Below are 19,320 nucleotides of genomic sequence, written 5' to 3' on the forward strand. Positions count from 1 at the left end.
CTCACGGATCACTATCCGCTTCGAGTATGCACCTGCCAATATACTCCACTATCTGTGGAACTACTGCGTTCCCTAGCGCTCTAAGTCGGTCCATCCTATGGGAAACCCCATCAGCCACTCGACCCACGTCTGGTTCAGCCGCCCACCACTCTGCAAAGCTTCTGGGAGCGTGCCCCGACGCTGTCCGGGGACGTAGGATCCTTTGTAATCTGTCGCATTCGGCGTCGGGAGCAGCCGCACAGCTACCCCCAAGGGCATTCCGCAGCCGTTTCCGTTTTTTCTCAGTGCCCGCAACTTCTCCCGGCGAGCCAGCCACTTCTCCACCGCCTCTCCGTCGTTCGGGCAGGAGGCTGCTGGGGTAGGCCACAATGAAGACCCTGTCACGGAGGTGCGGGGCGCCAAAGGCAGCAGCCGGTAAACAATCCCATTCCGCATCATACCCGATCTCGGCCAGCGATCCGAGAACTTCGGACATTCCTCGTCTAAGCAACGCTGGAACGTTCTCCATGATGATCCATCTCGGTCGTACCATGCGAATGATTCTATACATTTCCCAATATAACGCTGATTGGCTACCATCTAACCCCCTCGCCATCTGGTTTGCATAGCTTATATCCTGGCACGGAAACCCTCCTGTTATGACATCTATCGGCAGTAGCGGTTCAAGCTCTCGTTCACCGACAAACCTGATATCCTCAAAAATTTGCACAGTCGGCCAGTGCTTTTTAAGCACGCGCTGACAGTAAGGGTTGCGTTCGCAGAATGCAACTGTATTGAAGTGCCCGGTCCGCTCTAATCCAAGGCTGAATCCACCGATCCCGGAAAATAGATCCAGAACTCTGAAAGCTCTGCGATCAGGCATAAATCCTCCGGACTCGATTACTCCCAAAATGTGGTAAACTGCAACCCAAAATATATCTAGCTATCGGCGCCTTTACAATCAGCCGAAGTGGTGGTTTCATGGCTGGAAGAAAGAAGACAGATGTGGAAAAGAAGAGCAGAATGATGCTCCCTGTGGCGAGGGCGATATCGTTCCAGTCGAGCAACGCGGCTGGGCCGGATGTCGTATCGCTGCAGAGCGTCATAGTGCGCGATGCGAAGGCGTTCCTGTACGCCGTGCCAGACCACACGAACAGGTTCGCCTACTACCGATTGATGGAATCCTTCGACCCGATGCTCCAGTTCGGGAGAAACTACATCGCGATGCTGGTGCAGCGCTCATATCTCGGCCCAAGGCTGGACACGAGCGACGAGTCTTACGTCCCGACGCTGGACTTTCTGAAGAACGTGAACGAGCTACTGGCGGAGATAAAGTTCGCATCGATCATCGGAGCGGTCGTGAAAGACCTCATCCGGCACGGAAACAGCTTTGTGAGACTGCACCGCAACCCCGACGGGTCGATCGCCCGCGCTGAAGTCATCCCGCCCGACGCGGTGACGATAATCTCAGAAGAGATGTACCGCGCCGGTAGGAAGGGTGGTAGCCGTCCCGCGCTGATTTCGAGCCGCGATTATTTCGTTTTGAACGAGGGCACTGATGGCGAGTACAAAGTGCACGACCCGACCCGCCCCGACCCGAAGCCGGGAGATGACGGCAAGCCGCCGGAGATTGTGATCGCAGCCGAAGACATGATCCACTTCGCTTGGGATCGCGAAGGCTCACAGATGAAAGATTCGCTAGGCAGAGATACGTATGGCGTCTGGGGAAGGTCTGTCTACGAGTCCGTGATAGTCTATGTCAAGGCAAAGCTGACGCTCGTGGTCGACTTCATACGCTACATGCGGTTCTCGATGCCACGGTGGGTGGTGAACGTCGACCTGTCCGAAGTCCTCGATCTCTCGCAGTACACGGGCTCCTTCGATGACCGTTACAACCAGGCGATGGAGCTGATCAGAAAGATCATGCAGGATTTCTACAACAGTCTGTACTACACAGACACAGATCCGACATCCCCCACGTACAGGAAGACCCTGCCAATCGAGCCCGACGCATTCATCTTTCTGAGCAATGGCTGTCAGATGGATCAGCGCGGGAGCGGTCTGAGCGCGACGCCCAACGTGCTGGACATGATCAAGCAGTGCGATCGCGCGATAGCGAGCGCGCTTGGGGTGCCGCTGACGATGTTCGGGTATTCCGAGGGCAACACATACGCGACTTCCAAGGTGACTGCGAAGTTTCTCGCAGCTTACGGCGGCGGGCTGATCCGTTCGATCGAGACCGAGCTGAAAGAGTTCCTGCGGAGGGAGTTCTCCAGGCGCGGGCTGATCGCATTCGATGAGGACTGGGAGAACCTGTACATCGAGTACGACCGCGACGATGTGGAGGAGATGCAGGCACGCACAGAGGTCGAAGTCAGACAGGCCCAGATCTCCGGGTATCTCAGCAACGTAGTCTCAGCGCTGTATGGTTCCGGGATCATCACGATGAACGAAGCCCGCCGCATCATGAGCGGTGGTGTAAAAGCGATGCAGCAGCTCGAAGAAGTCGAGGGCGGCGACGTGCTGAAAGCGCTCCAGCCGATGGTTCCCGCCACGGCGCTGATGAGCCGGGAGCTGAGCCGCCACGAGTTCAAGCCTGATGCAGCCCCTGCTGACGGGCGCGTGGATCTGAGCGATGCGGAGATCGAGAAGTTACTCACACTGGACGAGAGAGAGCCACAGCTTGAGGAGCTGATACGCAGAGCGTTCCGCGACGCGCTGGAGTGGTTCGCAGACGAGCTCGCGGGACGCATCGCGCGCGGGGAGCTGAGCCTGAAAGAGCTCGTAAAAGCAGCGAAAGATCTGCCGGAGGGGACAGACTGAGCCGGAAGAGATATAACTGAAGTCGATAGATACGGTTTGGAGGTCGATATGCAGATCATAATGCGACCCAGATCTCTCCTTGACTGGATCAAGGCGTATGTGTTTGGAAGGTATCCGACTTACCACTGCCAGAGCCTCGCTTTCGGGCCTGCGATGATCGAAGCCGCGAACGGGGACGAGTGCCTGATGGTGCCGTACTCCGAAGTGCTGTACATCTTCTGGGAGGCGGGATACGCTCGTGCGATGTCGAAAGTAGCGAAGTTCCTGCACATGGCGAGCTCCGGGGAGGACGAAGAGCCAGACGATGAGCCGGGCGCGAAGCCGTCGGGCCAGCCAGCACCCGCGCCTGTCGTTGGCGGCGGGATGTACATATGAAACGCTGAGAGAGACTGCCTCAAATGATGGAGGTAGTAACATGGCACAAACTCTGAATATAAAGTCCACGTGGGTTCAGTATGCGGTAGCACAAGTAGCGCCAACAGTATCGCCTGAAACAACTACTTGGGCGCCATTTGGTGTACCACCCGTAACGCCGGTGGTGCAGCCAGAAACTGTTACATGTCCACACAGCCGCACCATTTTGTTGGTTGAGCGGAACGGTGGATAAAGTAAAATTATACCGCATCTGAGATTGTTTCAAGCGATCATGGCGACCGACGTGCAGCAGCTAACGGGCGACTTTCACCAGCGCCTGACGCTGAACCTGATCAACGCATTCGCGAACTGCTACCAGGTCGGTGTCGAGGACGCTGCGAAGCTCGTGGAAGACAGTAAACAGCGCAACGCAGTGCTGCTCAGCGGGTTCCAGCAGATCCGCGACGGCAAGGTGGCGACGCATCCTCTGTACAAGCTGACAAAAGAGCTGCTGGGGCCCGTGCGAGACCACAGCGAGGCAGCCGTCGAAGCGATACTCAATGGAGTCAGAGAGAAGTCGAAGAAGAAGGGCAAGTACGTCGAGCCCTCAGAGCTGGCTGGAATCATCAAGACAGAAGTAAAAGCGCTCTGGAAGGATCAGCCAGTCACAATCCAGCGTCCGGGAAAGCGACCAGTGCAGTTCACCGTCGAGACATACGCTGATATCGTCGCCCGCACGGTCTCATACGCCGTCCGGAACCAGGCGTACATAAACACGATGCGAGCGAACGACCTCGCAGACGGCTGGGTCTGGACTGCGATGGGCGACGAGAGAATGTGCGATGAATGCGGGAGCCGGCACGGCAAAGTCTACTCCTGGAACGACCCCCCACCGCCGGCGCATCCAAATTGCCGGTGCCGGCCCATTCCTCACTACAGGGAAGATTTTGAGACAGTCACGAAGAAGGTAGCAGAAGAGACCGCCGCGAAGAAAGCTGAAGTCGAAGCGAAAGCTGCTGAGCCCGCGCCCCAGGAGGAGGAGCCGCTCCAGCCCAAACCCGCCGCCAAGGGGCCACTGGCGCCGTGGCTGAGCCGCCACCTGCCAACGTATGTGGAATCCGATACAGTCGACGGCCTGAAGGTCATAGATATCAAAAATTTCCCCCCTGACACGGTAGACCGCATCAAGAAACTGTTCACAGATGCGGACGCACATAACCAGATGTATGATCTGCTCTACAAGGTGTCGAAGTCGAAGAAGTCGCTGCTTCAGTCAGACGTTCCGGTGGATCATATCATCAAGCTATACAGCTCAGCATTCGATACCGCCAGGTCTCTCGATATTCTAAAAGCGTATTACGGCTACACGCCCGACGAGGACGTGACCGTATACGTCCGTGCCAGGGCGGTGGAGTTCGAGAGCTACCTGAACGAAGTCACCAACAAGGGCATAAAATTCACGCTCAACTGTCCGCTGGTCGGGACTACGGATATCGATTATGAATCAGTCGAAAGCGATGAAATCGTTGTAAGGGTAAACATCAATTCGCTCAACGCTGAGAACATCTTCGGCGTAAAGATCGGGGACAAGACGCACGTCGCCACCGGGACGCTCTCGATACTGAAGCCGACCGGGAAAGAGACTATCAAGCTCCCCTCAGGGAAGAAAGTGATAGTGTATAACGTCGACCTTGTGAGCGACCTCACAGAGTACTCATCGAAGAAATACAGCGATTTCCAGCAGGAGTTCGGGATCACAAGAGATAAGTTATGGAATGAGGCGCTGCTTGAGCCAGAAGCCCCGCCGGAGGAGCACAAACCAGAGCCCGCGAAGCCGTTTGAGGGGCCGATCCCCATCGATATGAGCCTGCCGGGAGCGATCAAGAGCTTCCATTACGACGATATAAGAGAAGTCGCAAACTCTCCGGAACTGTTACGCGAGGTCAAAAAGTACAAGTGCAAAGAGTTAAAGAAGTATTTCAGCGACGCTGATTATAACGACGCCAGGGCAGCCCTTACCGGGAAGGTTTTCAAGCCGCAGGATCCTGTCAACGCCATATCCATGGCGATAAAGAACTACACCGGAAGCGATTACAAGCGCATAAACAAGTATCTCCTGAACCCGAACGAATACGCGAAAGATCCGGACTGGTTCACATGGCTGGCACAGCACGTGCGATATATTGACATGGCGTATCAACGCGTCCCTCCTGCTGATAAGAAGTTCTACCTCTACAGAGGTGTCAAGGGCGACGCATACGATTCCTTCAACGTGCACGAGGAGGGCGAGGTGTTCACGATAGCGCCGTACCAGTCCTCATCATACGATTTCAGGGTTGCGCATAACTTCTCATCCGGAGGGGAGGGGCGAGCAGTAGTAGTGTTTGAAGTTCAACCTGGGGCGAGGGTGCTCAGCATAGAAGACATATCAAACATCCCGGAGGAGCGTGAACTGCTGATCAAGCACGGGTCTGTCATGAAGATGAAGAAGAAGCTGCCTAAGGCAGGGCCGGGCGGAGTCGATATATTCATAGTCGAGCTGCATTCTGACACTGCCAAACCTGATGACCTGGTCTAGCACCAAATCTATATATACATTCAACACAAATATCTCTATCATGAGTCTGGAAGAGAGATGGAGCGAACCCGCGTTCACGTTCACGCTATACTCGCCGGCACGGACGGTCGGGAAGCGACTGCGTGCAGCGCGCGACGTGATCCTGAGGAATGGCTGGCTCACAGAGCAGCAGCTCGATAAGCTGATCGAGATGTACGCAGACGAGCCAGACGTGACCAAAGTCCCGGAGACATTGCGCCGAATCCTTCATGACGCCGAAGTGGAGGAGTTCAACAGGAAGTACGCCAACAAACTCTAGCATGGTGGCGACCGATAGCCGTCACGGAGCCACCAGATCTTTTTCGCTGGACTTTAGCGCTGGAGGCAATATTTTCCCACATATCCCAACAAGAAACTCGATTATAACACATTTTACAGGCCCGGAACGCATATCGATTTTGTATCTTCTAATGGTCGAAACGTATATATACTTTCAAGGCGAAGGGAGTATTGTAAAACAAAAAGATCCGAGGAGGTTGTGATATGAAGCATGTGATTGAGTTCATGTGTCCCATCGATCTCGATGGGATTGAGCATATAAAGGTGCAGTACAATATGAAGAACGCATCCGGATTGCCCATTGTTATGATCGAAAAGAATGGCAATGGGTGGTGCGTAGTCGAGCACAAGATCCGCTCCCATTCTTCCAGACCAGGACATGGGCCGTATGAGCACGTCCCCATCGAGGGCGGCGAGAACTTCGATAGCATTGTGCAGGCGAAGATATTCGCCCAGAGGTACGTGATGACGCTGATACAGAACCAGGAGCAGATGTGAGGTGAGCTGAGATGGCCGCGATAGTGCGCGTCCGGGAAGTCTCTGATTTCGCTGTCTCAGACAGCGAGTGGGGCGGGCTCCGTGGGGAGCTCGCAAACGCAACAGCAAATGTGCTCGGTTGCAGAGCAGCGGGAGGCCCTCAGCCGATCTATCACGCGCTGTGGGACGTGAACTACCACAGCTTCGTGGAGCCGGTCGAGATCGCAGGGAAGTCCGTCCGCCTGCAGAGCGGGGCTGAGGCGATCGCTAAGCTCGACGCGCTCTGCAGGAAGCTCAGGAGCTGCGAGCCGTCGCCGAAGCCCGCCCCCAAAGCGCTCTCTGAAATAGTCATGGGAGCGTACAAGAACGCGCTCCGAAAGGCGTGGATCTCCACGCGCCTGGGAAGGCGCTACCTGCACCCCAACGAGATCAGGTGCGGGCTGCTGATTGCAGTCCTCGACCTGGTAAAGGCGCTGTACGTCGATTACAACAATTCGCATGGACTCGAAAAACTGGTGCAGGATGCAAGAAACGCCGTCAATGAGTACGCTTACGATCTGGATGGATTAATATGGGCCTCAAGGTAATCCCCTCTGTAAACGTTTTTATCGGCAAGGACGTGGTCGTAGTCGCTGACCGAACCGAAGTTCAGGCGAAGCTGATCGGGACTGACGATCATTACATCTTCCTAGCAGTCTGCAATGAGGATGGCGCTCATGAATACGTTGCCATTCCTCATGGCAGGGTCAGGATGCTGAGGATCAAGCCGTAAACTTTTCGCCATTTTTTCCTTCATATTTTTATACCGGAAGTTTCCCGATCTTGTTTTGTGGTGGGGATGATGGGTCTCATTGAAGATCTGTACTCTGACGAGAATATCATGCGTATCAAGGGCGTAATCCTCCGGGAGGGCGTCTGGAACGATATCTACGTGCCTGGGGACGTGCTTGAGAGCTCAGCGACCTCGCTCCTTGGGAAGTACGTGATGCTGGGGCATCCCGCCGCTGACACCGAGCCGAACTGGCCGGAGCAGGCCCTGGGACAGGTGGTGAACGTAGAGTTCGATCCTGAGGCTGGGGAGCTCTGGGCCGAGATGGTGCTGTGGAAGAACCGCATCCCCGAAGACCTGCTCAGACGCCTGGAGTCTGGTGAAGTCATACCAGTCTCCTCCGGACATCTCAGCTACGACGACGATGAGACAGGTACTGTGGGAGGGAAGACGTACACGAAGCGCACCAGAAAGATGTACTTCGAGCACGTCGGGATCGTGTCCGCTGGGGCGTGCGATGTCGCCGACGGATGCGGGGTGTTCCTCGACACAGAGCCAGAGAGCGAGCTGATAGAGGGAGAGGGCGCAGACGAAGTCCCCTCCGGGACTGCGGTAGCTCAGCCGACGAGATTCGCGTGCCCGACCGGTCGGGTTACGATGCTTGTGAAATCGAATTCAAAAGAGGTGGATAGAATGGGAAGCGATTCCGTGACCAGGACGCTGTTCGCGTATCCTGTGATCGATAGCAGCAGCGGAGAGATCGCCTGGCAGACCACAGACAGCCAGGAGGTGGCCGCTGCGAAGTCGACCGAGCTCGTGAAGAGCCTGGCAGACGAAATGAAGACTGCAAAGATCGAGGCAGAGAAGCTGAAGGGCGAGCTCGACAAGCTCACTGGGGAGGTGAACGTGGTCAGGGAGACGCTTGTCGGGGAGCTGAAGAAGCTCATGCCCGGAGCTCCTGACGATGTCATCAGCAGGTACGCCGGGATGGGCGTATCGAAGCTAAGAGAGTTCGTTACAGACCTGAAGACATACGTAGCCGTGAACGGCACCGCTCCAGCCGAGAGCGCGCCCGCCGCACAGACAGAGCCGGTGAAGACAGAGACAGTGCCCGCTGTTTCTGAGCCGGATAGGGTGCTGAACTCCGACGCGCCGACCCGTGTCACGATTCAGTCGGTGTGCGCGAAGAAACCGGTATCTGTGAAAGACGCGATCAACCGGCTCAAAGCCGAGACTGGGATTAAGAAATTCATGAGGTGAGTTTGGATGGGACTCATGGGCACCGTAGCTGGCGACTTCAAGCTTGGTGGCAGATGCACCGCGTTCCTTTATGAGGGTGCAGTCACCCCTGCAGAGATGGAGGACAACTTCGGGAACTACCGGCCTGCAGTGACCAGAGCCGCGCCGATCAAGGAGGGAGATCTGGTCGAGCTGTTCGATGACACTGCGATCACATACGAAGCCACTTGCGGTCTCCCTGTTGTGAGAAAGATCGGCGGGGCCGCAGGGAGCGCGTATGTTGGCCGCGTGCTGAACATCGAGAAAGCCGAAGTGCTGGTGCCTCCGACACAGGTATCCGCGCTCAGCGACCTGATCGCGATGAAGCTGCTCCGGGTCGCAACAGTCGAGTTCGCTGGCATGGACGGTATGACCGTCATCGAGGCGACAGTGCCTGCGAACGTCGCTGGCGCCGACTCGATCGACATCGGGAACCCCGCGACGCTGATCTACGACAAGACCGCAAAGAAGTGGAAGTTCGGGAACGGGTCTGGATCGCAGTTCGTCCCCATGACGCACCTGGAGGGCTCGACGAGCACAGACGTGACAGGCCCGGTGCTGCTTGGGATCGGGCTTGTTCCCGTGGAGATAGTGTAACTGAGGTGGAGTAAAATGACATACGTAACCCTCACAAACGACTGGATTCTGCAGAAGGAAGTGTTCGAGGGGCTGATCGCCGCAAGGCTCGCTAAGAAGTTTGAGTGGCTGGACGCCATACCGAAAGTCTCCCTCGACGGGGCAGAGTCTGTGGCGTGGGCCGTGGAGGAGTACACGCCTGATCTCGACCCGATGAAGAGATTCCCGCGCAGGGCCGCTGCTGGAACTGAGTTCCCGCGCATCACAATCTCCAGGCTCAGGGAGAACCAGGCGGCGCTGACCAGGTACGGGTTCGAGATTGCAGTCTCCGAGAGGTACAGGAGATACAAGACACAGATCGACAACCTGATGAGGACGATCCGCCGCGCCGCTAGCTGGATGGGCGACTGGCAGAATGCGAAGATCATCGCCGCGCTCACAGACCAGAACACGGGCGTGCAGCGCCTGACTTCTGACATGGAGTTCTACAAGCGCACCGCTGTAAAGTGGGGCACACAGAACGCCGACCCGATTCAGGATCTGCTCCTGCTCCAGGAGGACTTCGAGGACACTGCCTCCCCTGGATATGTCGCAACCGACTTCTACGTATCTAAGAAGAAGTTCAGGCAGTTCCTCAGGGCGCTCGTAGCGATGGACGTCGACTACGATACCAGATCCGCGCTCTACGGGGAGCCGGTGGCGTCCGCTTCGTCGCTGTACGTCCCGCTGCTTGATGCGACCGTCCACGGTATGACCGCCGGGATCGAGGACGGTGCGATCCTCGTGCTCGATAACAGCATAGCTCCGGCGACCCTGTACTACGACTTCAATCCGGAGTACGGGCCCGCGCCTGCGTTCGAGACCGAGGAGGGCGAGACTATCCAGAACACGTTCGGGCTCCACACGAACGAGTACCGCGACGGAGCTCAGCGCGATCTCATAAAGCAGATCTGGCTGGAGAACGTCATAGCCGTCAAAGACGGTAAGGGAGGGCTCTTCGTTCCGAACGGCGAGTACGGGATCTGAAGTCGACAGGCTGGGGCTCAACCCAGCCCTTTATGCTTTATGGTGGTATCGATGCCTGTGAAAACGTGCACAAGCAACGGCAAGCCAGGTTTCAAATGGGGCGATTCTGGAGAGTGCTACACGTATGAGCCTGGTAGCAAATCTGCACAGGCCAGGGCGAGAGAGAAGGCTCGAAAGCAGGGCATCGCAATCATGATCAGCCAGGGAAAAATCAAGGTGAAGTGAGATGAGCAAAACGCCGGTGAAGCGACTGCAGGACCCGGTCGCAGAGCGTATAATCAGAATGTACACGCCCGTCCCGACGCTTCTGGAAGACACCGCGACGATCGACGGGCTGATCGACCTGCTGATCGTCAAGGGCGTGATCCAGGGCGAGGGCACGCCTGGTGAGCCGGGATACATCCCGCCGGAGCGAGTCGTGATGAACTACATCGACCGCTACGGGTCAGCAGTGAACGGGCTGTGTATGCTGCTCTACGAGAAGGGCGTCGTGACAGAAGACGAGCACCGTATCGCAATAGGGGTCTACCACGACGCGATCAGACACTTCGGGACGAGAGCCTGCACGTTCGACGAGGTGCAGTCGTTCCGGAAGAACCTGCTAAGAAAAAGGCTGGAGGAGGCCAGGAAGTGATCGACCCGATCCAGCTTTTCGACCAGGCGTGCGGGGAGCTTGAAATTGCAGTCGTGAAAAAGATACTCTCGAACATCCCGCCGCCTAACGCGCCGTCGACCGTCAGAAAGAAGGGGTCGAGCAAAACGCTGGTCGACACCGGCGCGATGGTCGGAGCGGTCACGCATCGCGTTTCCGTGGAGGGGGAGATGATCGTCGGGGAGGTCGGGATCTTCGATCCTGCGATCGCTGAGTACGCAGCATACAACGAGTTCGGGACGAGGAGGATTCCTGCGCGCCCGTTCCTGCGAAGCACGTGGGAGGAGAACGTTGAGAAAGTATCCAGCAAGCTGCTCAGCGCGTTTGGGGACGGCGTGGCAGCCGAATGGTCGAAGTGAAGTGATGTAATATGGCGAGGAAGCTGTTCGCATACCGCGATGGAACCGACGAGCAGCGCGCGCTCGTATGCAACGACGCCGGCGCGCTGAAAGTGTCTATGGCCGGGATGGACTACCGAGCGCGGGTGCAGGTGGTCGACCCGTTCGCAGACCCGCTTGTGGTGAGCAGCGCGCAGCCGCTTGTAGAGAAGGCTCTGCCGGAGGGATACACAGCAGGATCTGTGTATACGTTCCGAGTGGTATACAAGAACGTCGACGTATACCCGAAGACTGTGCTAGTCCGCGTCATAGGGAAGAATGCGGACGGTGATGTTTACTTCCAGATGTATCGCAGTCCGAGCGAGGTGATGGCGCCCGTGCTCGATAACTGCACGTGAAGTTTATGTTTTGCATGTTAACAAGGTAGAAAGAGGAGCGGGATATGGCAGCAACAGTAACGATAGTCGAAGCGAACGGCCCGACGGGCAGCCCGACCTGGTCGCCTGTCACAACCGTGAGGTACTGCACAGCAGACACGTACAACCCTGGGAACTCGTATCCGTGCGTAGTTCCGACGAGCGGGTACAACTACAGCTACTGGAAGCACCTCGCGGCCGAGTTCTCCGGTACGTTCACGCAGCTCAGCAACTGGCGCTGGTACGGGCCGGGAACGATCAAGTCGACATGGCAGCTTGGAAGTGGCGGTATGCTCCTGCTCGCTCGCAGGGACGCCGGGGATCATGGTTGTCCCGCTGCGAACTACGCGCAGGCGACCGGGACGCAGGGCCAGACCGGGCATTACCTGAAAGACGCGACGAACGGGCACCCGTACTACAAGACGCAGACGATAGACCCTGGGGACGCTGACTCGTACACGTCAGCGAACCCGTTTCCGTTCGATTCCACAACATACACCTCGGCTGGCAGGACGAAGTCGCTCGTGTCGCAGCTCCGTATCGGGGTTGGCGCTGTCCAGGGCGAGAAAGCGACGCTGACCGGCACGATTATCTGGGACGAGATCTGAGCAGTCTCCAGGCCGGGCTGTGGTGCAGAGCATCCCAGCAGACGCCATAGCCCGGCCTGTGAAGCCAGCCCTGTCGCTGGCGGGCCGGTGGTGAGCGATGCAGACGCTGACGCATCAGACTGTCCTGAGGTATTTCTGGGCGCGCGTACTGGAGGATGGCGAGACTGCAGAGTGTCAGTTTGACCTCGACACTGGGGAGCAGAGGTACTGGTACCCGTGCGCTGGAAGATACAGTAAGCTGATGTGGGTGCCGTTTGACGAAAGACTCGCACGGCTGGTCGCAGCGCAGGGCGAGCGCGTCGAAGTCGGCGCCGGGCCGGCGATCGAAGTCGAGCTCGACCCGTACAGGGTGCACGAAGAGATCGTACCGCAACCGACTGCGAGAATGTTCTGGGGCTGCACGTATGGGTTCCGGAGAGAGAAGTACATCGGCGACCGTCCCGTGATGTACCTGGAGCAGCACCTGCGTGTCGTCGAATACATACACTGTCACGAGTGCGGGAACGACTACGAGCTCACAGCCGACACTAAGAGCCAGTGCCCGCAGTGCGGCGCCCGCGACTGGTGGCTCTGCAGGAGGTGTGGCGAAGTCGAGCTGGGACAGTACGTCTGCAAATGTGGGTTCATGTACGAGCGAGAAGGCCCTTACACGGGAGTCCAGGTGGTCTGTCCTGCCTGCGGAGCGACCGACCTGCTGCCTGTCGGGATAAGGAAGAGCGACGATGCCTGCCTAAAGCTTCCCGACGGACAGGCGCTCTGTAAAGACTGCCTCGACAGAAACATGCGGTACGGGCTTGAGAGAGTGATCGTTCTTGAGCGCCGGCTTTTCTCGTGGCTGGAGACGAAGTACGTCGCCGGGTACGAGGACGGGCCTGAGCTGGTGGTGTCAGACGAGGGGATCAGACTGCGTCGCGGTGGTGGTTGCGCATGGTGAACATCATAGTGGGCTGGTCGAAATCGTATGACCCGCCACTGCCATGGCGCGTGCTGAACGACTACAACGGGAAGTACATCAAGTTCACGTCCGACCCAGGGTACGCGACGCAGCAGGGCGGAAGCGATACGCACACGCACACGCTGTCGATTACGTCGATCGGGCCGCCGAGTACTGGCCGTATCGGTGGTTCTTATTCAGAAGTCGCAAAATACTCACACACCCATCCGCTTGGGACATACTCCGTAGGTGCCGCATCGAACGCCATACCGTATTTCACGTTCCGGCTGATATACGCAGACCTGTCGACGCTTGAGAGCCCTGCGAACAGGTTCCTGCCAGAAGGCGCGATAGTATTCGCAGAGTCTACAATCGACTGTAGCGAACTGACGCGACTGTCAAGCGCGGACGAGTATTACGCAAAAGCAGATAGCACGTATGCGAGCACCGGCGGGTCTCTGGCACACACGCATTCAGTCACGTTTAATCTCGGCGCGTCACCAGCGTCTGGGTGGGATGCGCACCATGTATCTTACGGGCCAAGCAATGTTGCTCATAAAAACCACGCACATCCCAACAACGTATCAGTCACGTCCACATCCGGCAACCTCTCCCCACGGACGCTGACAACACGGTGGTACCTAGTGAACACCAACACCAACCGCCTGCTCGCTGGTATCGTCTGCCTGTTCGATGGCACGCCATCTAGCAACTGGAGCATCCTGACTGGATGGAATGGAGGGTTCTTGAAGTCAGGCGGACAAAATGCTGCTATTAGCGAAGGAAGCGCACATACACACACAGCGAGTGCTACATCCAGCGCGAGCGACCCTGGTGGGTTCAGGTACACTCAATCAGGGACAGAGACTGCTGGAGGTAATCACACACACAACGTCACGCTAAGTCTCGCATCGGCGTCGCCTGAGCCGCCCTACGTGCAGCTGGTTCCGGCGAAGCTGAACGTGACGCTGGTGCAGCAGCAGACGCGCTCGCAGACGTACAATATCGGGCTGTACATGAAGGCAGTGCGCTCCAGCGACCACCAGATCTCGACCCGTCTCAGGGTTGCACAGTCTGCGATGTACGACATGGGCACCCGCGCGATGGCGACGTTCACGCAGGATCACGGGATGCGAACCGATGTCATGGTCATGCGTAGCACGTCGCATAACCTGTCGACGAGATTCAAGACGCGCCGGTTCGTCGCCCACATGGCCGCCGTCACGCTGAAGTCGTATGCTACACCGTATGAATTCACGACCAGACTGATCCGGACGGCGATCGAGCCGCCGCCCGTGATAGATACGCTGTACCGCTCTTTCATCGAGGAGCTGAACTGGACGTACCAGCAGCTCCAGAAGCTGGACGCTGCGAGAAACATCGACGCGAACGTCGGGAGCGACCTCGATGAGAAGTGGGGGCGGGTGTACGGAATTCCGAGACTGACTGCGAACTCGAAGGGGATCGCGACGCTGTACAACCACGGGCCGTACCGCAGGGTCGTCAGGATCTCCAGCAGTCAGCCATACGCCGATTTCGAGCAGAAGCTTGAGCTCGACCTGAGCGACGAGCTGAACAGTGGGATTGTCAGGCAGGATCTGACCGACCTTGTGGTCGTCGACGAGTTCGGGAACGCGCTGTCTCACTACGTCGAGTCGTTCACCGGCGGTACTGCGACGGTGTGGGTGAAGATACCGTTCGTCGACGCGGGCGAGACAGAGCTGTACGTCTACTTCGGGAGTCCGCTGATGGTGAACCGCTCGCAGCCCGACGAATTCAGCCAGTTCCCCAATCCGCTGGAGTACGAAGTTTTTGGCACTGAGTTCGTGGGCTGTGTACACGACGAGCAGATCAGGGACGAGTCGACTGCATACGACGAGACGGACGACGAGTACCGCGCGCGCCTGAAGACGTACATGAGCGCGACCACCGGGAGCGGGACGATCGACGCCTGCCAGAAAGTCGTTGACACGATCGTGGGGAAGCAGGGTGCGACTGAAGTCACGTCCAGATATCCAGCGATCGCGGAGATCAGGTTCCGCGACTTCGACGCCATGGTGCGAGCGAAGCAGCTCAGGTGGCTGGTCTACGACGCTCTGAGCCGAGCGCTGGCGGCGGGAGTGACGCCGGAGCTGTACACGCCCGTGACGTGGTACTGGTACACGACGTACCTGCGGGGCCAGAACTGGCGGGACTACGAGATGACCGCCGCGCTGATCAAAAAGCTCAGCACGTCCCACTCGATGTGGACGAAGCTCGTAGCGAGTAAAGCCGCAAACTTCAGTCTGGCAGCCTCCCTGCGGGACGTACTGAGAAAATCGCTGTACATGAACGCGCGCCTGATGGCGGTCGGATCGAGACCAGCCCCGATGAGCTCGCGGGTGAGGGCGACGCTGAGCGCGAACGCAGACATGTCCTCACGGGTGAAGGCAGTCAGAGAAGTCTCTCACACGCTGAGGGCTGGCGTGCTGAAGACCTGCGTTTCAAACGTGGATCTCGATACAGCCCTGCTCGCAACCCGTGCGCGGTCGCTGCCTCTCATGCTGACGCTTGTCACGCAGCCGAAAGTCACACACTCGCTATCGGCGGCACTGTTCGCGTATGATATCCGACGAACGTACCCCTTCGCTGCCAGGGTGATGAAAGTCGAGACCAGGCAGATCGATATTGGGTCGGTGGTATCGAATAACTGGTGTATGCCACTTGATATCTATGGATCGAATGAGGATCTGTACGAATGGGAGCAGAAGATCAAGATAGATTTCAAGGACAGGTACTTCAGAGTCTACAAATGTGCGTTCCTGGACGAGAACAACAACGAGCTGCCATGGGTGCTCGAAGGTGAACCCGAAGGAACCGTATACACGTTCTGGGTGAAGATCCCTTACGTCCCAGCCAGAGGGGTTGTCAGGATATATCTCGCGCACGGCGATGCGTTCGCAGATGACCAGAAACCCGAAGAGTTTGGCGAGTACCCCACAGAACAACTCGTGGTGGCATGTGACAATATCGTCCCGATCTACATCGAAAACTGGCAGATGTACCTAACCATCTTCGGAACCGATGAAGACCTGTACGAATGGGAGCAGAAGATCAAGATAGATTTCAAGGACAGGTACTTCGACATAGAGAAGTGCAACCTCACATACGAGAACGGGCAGGACGTAGAGTGGGCTGTCGAAGACACGCATGAAGGGAACGTATATTCGTTCTGGATAAAGATGCCTCTCGTGCCTGCCAGAAGTGTCACCAGGATTCGCCTCAGGCATGGTGCCGCGTTCGTTTCAAACAGAACAACCATGGACATCTTCGAGGAGTATCCCGACCCGCTCGCCGTGGAATGCGGGCCGATTAAACCGATTTATCAGGTGGGCTGAATGAAACCAGTCGTTCTTGTAAAACTGCCATCCCAGAACAGGTTCCTGGGGACGTTTGACACTGACAGAATGCAGAACTGGTGGATCTCGCAGCCGCTGCCTGACAGCGTCGCGGAGGTCATATCGAGCTCGATGATATACGCTCAGTACCACGGGTGCCTGTGCCGCATGACTGATGGAAGTTATGCGGTCTTTCGCAGCGAAGACTACGGGTACACGTGGGCGGAGGCGTACCGCACTGACAAGACAATATACTCGATGAGCGTGCCCGACTACGGGCGAGTTCTTCTCTCGCAGTCCGACGGCTGGTGGGAGTCGCAGAATACAGGCCTGGACTGGGCGAAAGTATCGTCACAGGCTCCGGGCTGCAAGAAAGTCGTTTCTGTGTCGAGAGATATCCTGCTGGCGCACGATGGCGAGCGCGTCTGGAAGTCAGAAGACTTCGCCCGGAACTGGCGCATGGTGTTAAATTGCCGTGACTTCATGCATTATAGGCCAGGCGAATACGCCTCCAGGGGGCTGCCTAAGCACAATACGAAGTACAACGGGCCGCTGTACCCACATGCATTCGATGCGGTGTATTACCAGGTGCTCGTTGGGATAGGCAACATGTTGGTGATCTCCGATTCGCAGGGAGAATTCTGGTTCACGACAGGCACATCGTTTAATGGAAAAAGCGGCCGTATATTGCAGATAGTTCATTCAGACAGCTGGGGGCCAAGCGTCGAACACAACCGGTGGCTTCTCAGATTCTATAATACCGTAACCGGACGAGTAACATACTATACATCAACAAACCCACATGGCAAATGGACGGCGAAGTTCGATGGAATGTATCTCGGCGAAGAAGCAGGGCTTGTTGCAGCGTATGATGTGATCAGGGTTGGAACGATTTATCACGATAGGTTGATCGTGGCACCGGTTGCAGTGTATTATTCTAAAAAGGAAACGTTCGTACCGTCGCTCAGGTTCTCGACAGATGGTGGCGAGACGTGGAGCGAGCTTCCAGTTGACAGAGTAGTCGTATACGATCCGTCGACCGGAACGAACCTCGAAGGAGCGTATTTGGAGGATTCGTATGCGAAGTTCACATGGACTGGAACCGTATGCCACAACAGTGGCCGGTGGGTCGGGGATTTCAAGTTCGAGCGAGCTCAGAGCGTCGACTTCGATACCGTGCTGAAGAGGATGACCACGAAGCACGATTTTGATGTCAGAACGACGCTGGCAATCCTTGGGAAGAACAACGTCAACATGAACACCAGGGTGCGGAAGGCGATCGACAGACAGCACAGCATACGGGTTGCAGTCCGGAGGACGATTGATAAGCAGTACCCAACTGACACGCGACTACTGAAGACGATCAGTGCCAACTATTCGATGGCAGCGAAGGTTGTCCGCGTGAACGACCTCCTGCACATGATGAGGGCAGCGGTGCAGAGGGCGATCGCACAGAAGTACGAGATGAACTGTCCGATCAAGGGGCCGGTGGAGAAGAGCTACGGGTTCAAGACGCTGCTGGTCTCAGATGTGAGCGACACGATCTACAGACACATCGAGGAGCTGTCGCCACAGGCGTGGGATATCCGCCCGCCGAACAAGGCCAGCCGGGTGGTGCCGACACACGCGATAGACGATATGATAGACTCGTATCTGGAGGAGCTGAAATGACAGTCACCGTTGAGGATGTGCTGAAGTGCCTGAACATGGAAGGGCACGAGTTCCAGGATGGAGCTATAGAGATGCACATCCAGTCCGCGACTGTATACGTCCGGACTATAGTGGGCGGGAACGTCCCGCCTGACCTGTTCGATGAAGCTGTGATGAGATACGCCGCCTATCTGGCGTATCTCTCGTATGCAGACCACGCGATCAACAACCTTCCGGTGCAGATCGACGAGCGGACTGGAGAGATGCGCCCCGCTCAGACCGTGATCAACCGCACGATCGAGACGCTGGATCACCTGCGGGAAGCAGCGAACAACGCGATCGCCCTCGCAGTCCGAGCTGGAGCCGGGCCGAAGCGAGTACCACTGTTCAAGTCTAAGCAGGTGTGGTGATGATACCGCCCGAAGTCGTGCAAAAGATCTACGATTTCATACCCTCTGAATACACGGTGGGAGATAAGCCAGTAGAAGTCACGAAGTTCAAGGCAGGGGAGGTGATCAACCGCCCTGTCTATCCGCACGTCGCTGTCGGGTTCGTCTCCTGCACCGCTGGATTCCGTGGGTCGTATGGCCCGTGGGAATCGTACCGCACCGAGACTGGAGATTACGAAGAGATCTACGGAGCAGCGATGACAGCGACCGTCGCCGTGACAGTAAGGGCGAAGTCGAGACTTGAGCGCGACAGCATAATGACACAACTGCTAACTCATGTCATGGCAAACTCTGACATGTACACGCTTGAGACCGACCGCCTCCGATTCGTCGAGATCGCCGGAGGGGCGTACAACACGACAGAATATGATCCGGCGGTATCGCAAAACGTTTTTAGCGCTACGGTCGACATGAGGTTTGAGTATCTGCTGACGTGGACTGAGCAGGTTGGTGAATTCCTGAGGTACGACGCGCGGGTGGGCTCAGAAGATGCCGCGCTGAGAGACCTGCATGGTGAAGCCAGCGACGATGAATCACCATGAGAGTGATTGACATGGCGAGAAGGAAGGAGGGCAAGAAAGTGAGAATGAAGATGAGACTGATTGACTTCTACCGGCGAGGGTACATCTCGCAGGAGAAGTACATTGAGCTGGCGAGCGAGAAGAAGAAAGCTGGACTTGATCCGGTGAACACAATCATAGAGCTCGAAGTCTGAATC

22 protein-coding genes are annotated in these 19,320 nt (G+C 56.9%); 21 read left to right on the plus strand and 1 reads right to left on the minus strand.

The genetic code is table 11. The features are described from left to right. Position 1: 1 nt before the first annotated feature. Positions 2-889: a DNA (cytosine-5-)-methyltransferase gene (gene dcm, locus QHG98_07370; protein MDH7597537.1), complete on the minus strand. Its 888-nt coding sequence runs from the start codon at positions 887-889 to the stop codon at positions 2-4. A gap of 71 nt (positions 890-960) precedes the next feature. Between dcm and QHG98_07375 the strand changes: the two genes are divergently transcribed. The 21 genes from QHG98_07375 to QHG98_07475 all read left to right on the plus strand — a co-directional run bounded on the left by QHG98_07375 (position 961) and on the right by QHG98_07475 (position 19,317). Beyond that, on the plus strand, positions 961-2,802 hold the full coding sequence (locus tag QHG98_07375; GenBank protein MDH7597538.1) for a hypothetical protein: 1,842 nt from the start codon (positions 961-963) through the stop codon (positions 2,800-2,802). Between the two features lie 48 nt (positions 2,803-2,850). Next, positions 2,851-3,177 (plus strand): hypothetical protein, encoded by a 327-nt coding sequence (locus QHG98_07380; GenBank protein MDH7597539.1) that lies wholly within the window; start codon positions 2,851-2,853, stop codon positions 3,175-3,177. 271 nt (positions 3,178-3,448) lie between these two features. Continuing rightward, positions 3,449-5,734, plus strand: coding sequence for a minor capsid protein (locus tag QHG98_07385; GenBank protein MDH7597540.1), 2,286 nt, complete (start codon positions 3,449-3,451; stop codon positions 5,732-5,734). A gap of 40 nt (positions 5,735-5,774) precedes the next feature. Next, positions 5,775-6,032, plus strand: coding sequence for a hypothetical protein (locus tag QHG98_07390; protein ID MDH7597541.1), 258 nt, complete (start codon positions 5,775-5,777; stop codon positions 6,030-6,032). A 224-nt stretch (positions 6,033-6,256) separates the two neighbouring features. Continuing rightward, a complete protein-coding gene (locus QHG98_07395; protein MDH7597542.1) occupies positions 6,257-6,550 on the plus strand; it encodes a hypothetical protein in 294 nt (97 codons plus the stop codon). A gap of 11 nt (positions 6,551-6,561) precedes the next feature. Further along, positions 6,562-7,116: a hypothetical protein gene (locus QHG98_07400; protein ID MDH7597543.1), complete on the plus strand. Its 555-nt coding sequence runs from the start codon at positions 6,562-6,564 to the stop codon at positions 7,114-7,116. Next, a complete protein-coding gene (locus QHG98_07405; protein MDH7597544.1) occupies positions 7,101-7,301 on the plus strand; it encodes a hypothetical protein in 201 nt (66 codons plus the stop codon). Before QHG98_07400 ends, QHG98_07405 begins: the two co-directional genes overlap by 16 nt. A 69-nt stretch (positions 7,302-7,370) precedes the next feature. Then, positions 7,371-8,558 (plus strand): DUF2213 domain-containing protein, encoded by a 1,188-nt coding sequence (locus tag QHG98_07410; GenBank protein MDH7597545.1) that lies wholly within the window; start codon positions 7,371-7,373, stop codon positions 8,556-8,558. A 6-nt stretch (positions 8,559-8,564) separates the two neighbouring features. Further along, positions 8,565-9,173: a hypothetical protein gene (locus QHG98_07415; GenBank protein MDH7597546.1), complete on the plus strand. Its 609-nt coding sequence runs from the start codon at positions 8,565-8,567 to the stop codon at positions 9,171-9,173. Between the two features lie 15 nt (positions 9,174-9,188). Further along, positions 9,189-10,178 carry a hypothetical protein gene (locus tag QHG98_07420; GenBank protein ID MDH7597547.1) on the plus strand — a complete coding sequence of 330 codons (990 nt, stop codon included), beginning with the start codon at positions 9,189-9,191 and terminating at the stop codon, positions 10,176-10,178. Positions 10,179-10,229: 51 nt separating this feature from the next. Then, a complete protein-coding gene (locus QHG98_07425; GenBank protein MDH7597548.1) occupies positions 10,230-10,403 on the plus strand; it encodes a hypothetical protein in 174 nt (57 codons plus the stop codon). A 1-nt stretch (position 10,404) separates the two neighbouring features. After that, the gene (locus QHG98_07430; GenBank protein ID MDH7597549.1) at positions 10,405-10,812 is read left to right on the plus strand and encodes a hypothetical protein; all 408 of its coding nucleotides are present in this window, start codon (positions 10,405-10,407) and stop codon (positions 10,810-10,812) included. Then, positions 10,809-11,189, plus strand: a complete 381-nt coding sequence (locus QHG98_07435; protein ID MDH7597550.1) for a hypothetical protein — start codon at positions 10,809-10,811, stop codon at positions 11,187-11,189. The genes QHG98_07430 and QHG98_07435 overlap by 4 nt, the downstream gene beginning before the upstream one ends. A gap of 11 nt (positions 11,190-11,200) precedes the next feature. Further along, positions 11,201-11,566: a hypothetical protein gene (locus QHG98_07440; GenBank protein ID MDH7597551.1), complete on the plus strand. Its 366-nt coding sequence runs from the start codon at positions 11,201-11,203 to the stop codon at positions 11,564-11,566. A 44-nt stretch (positions 11,567-11,610) separates the two neighbouring features. Continuing rightward, positions 11,611-12,192 (plus strand): hypothetical protein, encoded by a 582-nt coding sequence (locus QHG98_07445; GenBank protein ID MDH7597552.1) that lies wholly within the window; start codon positions 11,611-11,613, stop codon positions 12,190-12,192. Between the two features lie 97 nt (positions 12,193-12,289). Beyond that, on the plus strand, positions 12,290-13,126 hold the full coding sequence (locus QHG98_07450; GenBank protein MDH7597553.1) for a hypothetical protein: 837 nt from the start codon (positions 12,290-12,292) through the stop codon (positions 13,124-13,126). A 935-nt stretch (positions 13,127-14,061) separates the two neighbouring features. Further along, positions 14,062-16,503 (plus strand): DUF2341 domain-containing protein, encoded by a 2,442-nt coding sequence (locus QHG98_07455; protein ID MDH7597554.1) that lies wholly within the window; start codon positions 14,062-14,064, stop codon positions 16,501-16,503. Beyond that, a complete protein-coding gene (locus QHG98_07460) occupies positions 16,504-18,174 on the plus strand; it encodes a hypothetical protein (protein ID MDH7597555.1) in 1,671 nt (556 codons plus the stop codon). After that, positions 18,171-18,563 carry a hypothetical protein gene (locus QHG98_07465; GenBank protein MDH7597556.1) on the plus strand — a complete coding sequence of 131 codons (393 nt, stop codon included), beginning with the start codon at positions 18,171-18,173 and terminating at the stop codon, positions 18,561-18,563. Before QHG98_07460 ends, QHG98_07465 begins: the two co-directional genes overlap by 4 nt. Then, on the plus strand, positions 18,563-19,144 hold the full coding sequence (locus tag QHG98_07470) for a hypothetical protein (protein ID MDH7597557.1): 582 nt from the start codon (positions 18,563-18,565) through the stop codon (positions 19,142-19,144). Before QHG98_07465 ends, QHG98_07470 begins: the two co-directional genes overlap by 1 nt. Further along, on the plus strand, positions 19,141-19,317 hold the full coding sequence (locus QHG98_07475) for a hypothetical protein (protein ID MDH7597558.1): 177 nt from the start codon (positions 19,141-19,143) through the stop codon (positions 19,315-19,317). Before QHG98_07470 ends, QHG98_07475 begins: the two co-directional genes overlap by 4 nt. The last annotated feature ends 3 nt before the right edge of the window (positions 19,318-19,320 follow it).

The organism is Methanothrix sp. (genome assembly GCA_029907715.1).
GTDB lineage: Archaea > Halobacteriota > Methanosarcinia > Methanotrichales > Methanotrichaceae > Methanothrix_B.

Excerpts from the sequence above, each read along its gene's own strand:
- QHG98_07375 (MDH7597538.1), top strand. The coding sequence starts at position 961 with ATGGCTGGAAGAAAGAAGACAGATGTGGAAAAGAAGAGCAGAATGATG.
- QHG98_07380 (MDH7597539.1), top strand. The coding sequence starts at position 2,851 with ATGCAGATCATAATGCGACCCAGATCTCTCCTTGACTGGATCAAGGCG.
- QHG98_07385 (MDH7597540.1), top strand. The coding sequence starts at position 3,449 with ATGGCGACCGACGTGCAGCAGCTAACGGGCGACTTTCACCAGCGCCTG.
- QHG98_07390 (MDH7597541.1), top strand. The coding sequence starts at position 5,775 with ATGAGTCTGGAAGAGAGATGGAGCGAACCCGCGTTCACGTTCACGCTA.
- QHG98_07395 (MDH7597542.1), top strand. The coding sequence starts at position 6,257 with ATGAAGCATGTGATTGAGTTCATGTGTCCCATCGATCTCGATGGGATT.
- QHG98_07400 (MDH7597543.1), top strand. The coding sequence starts at position 6,562 with ATGGCCGCGATAGTGCGCGTCCGGGAAGTCTCTGATTTCGCTGTCTCA.
- QHG98_07405 (MDH7597544.1), top strand. The coding sequence starts at position 7,101 with ATGGGCCTCAAGGTAATCCCCTCTGTAAACGTTTTTATCGGCAAGGAC.
- QHG98_07410 (MDH7597545.1), top strand. The coding sequence starts at position 7,371 with ATGGGTCTCATTGAAGATCTGTACTCTGACGAGAATATCATGCGTATC.
- QHG98_07415 (MDH7597546.1), top strand. The coding sequence starts at position 8,565 with ATGGGACTCATGGGCACCGTAGCTGGCGACTTCAAGCTTGGTGGCAGA.
- QHG98_07420 (MDH7597547.1), top strand. The coding sequence starts at position 9,189 with ATGACATACGTAACCCTCACAAACGACTGGATTCTGCAGAAGGAAGTG.
- QHG98_07425 (MDH7597548.1), top strand. The coding sequence starts at position 10,230 with ATGCCTGTGAAAACGTGCACAAGCAACGGCAAGCCAGGTTTCAAATGG.
- QHG98_07430 (MDH7597549.1), top strand. The coding sequence starts at position 10,405 with ATGAGCAAAACGCCGGTGAAGCGACTGCAGGACCCGGTCGCAGAGCGT.
- QHG98_07440 (MDH7597551.1), top strand. The coding sequence starts at position 11,201 with ATGGCGAGGAAGCTGTTCGCATACCGCGATGGAACCGACGAGCAGCGC.
- QHG98_07445 (MDH7597552.1), top strand. The coding sequence starts at position 11,611 with ATGGCAGCAACAGTAACGATAGTCGAAGCGAACGGCCCGACGGGCAGC.
- QHG98_07450 (MDH7597553.1), top strand. The coding sequence starts at position 12,290 with ATGCAGACGCTGACGCATCAGACTGTCCTGAGGTATTTCTGGGCGCGC.
- QHG98_07460 (MDH7597555.1), top strand. The coding sequence starts at position 16,504 with ATGAAACCAGTCGTTCTTGTAAAACTGCCATCCCAGAACAGGTTCCTG.
- QHG98_07465 (MDH7597556.1), top strand. The coding sequence starts at position 18,171 with ATGACAGTCACCGTTGAGGATGTGCTGAAGTGCCTGAACATGGAAGGG.
- QHG98_07470 (MDH7597557.1), top strand. The coding sequence starts at position 18,563 with ATGATACCGCCCGAAGTCGTGCAAAAGATCTACGATTTCATACCCTCT.
- QHG98_07475 (MDH7597558.1), top strand. The coding sequence starts at position 19,141 with ATGAGAGTGATTGACATGGCGAGAAGGAAGGAGGGCAAGAAAGTGAGA.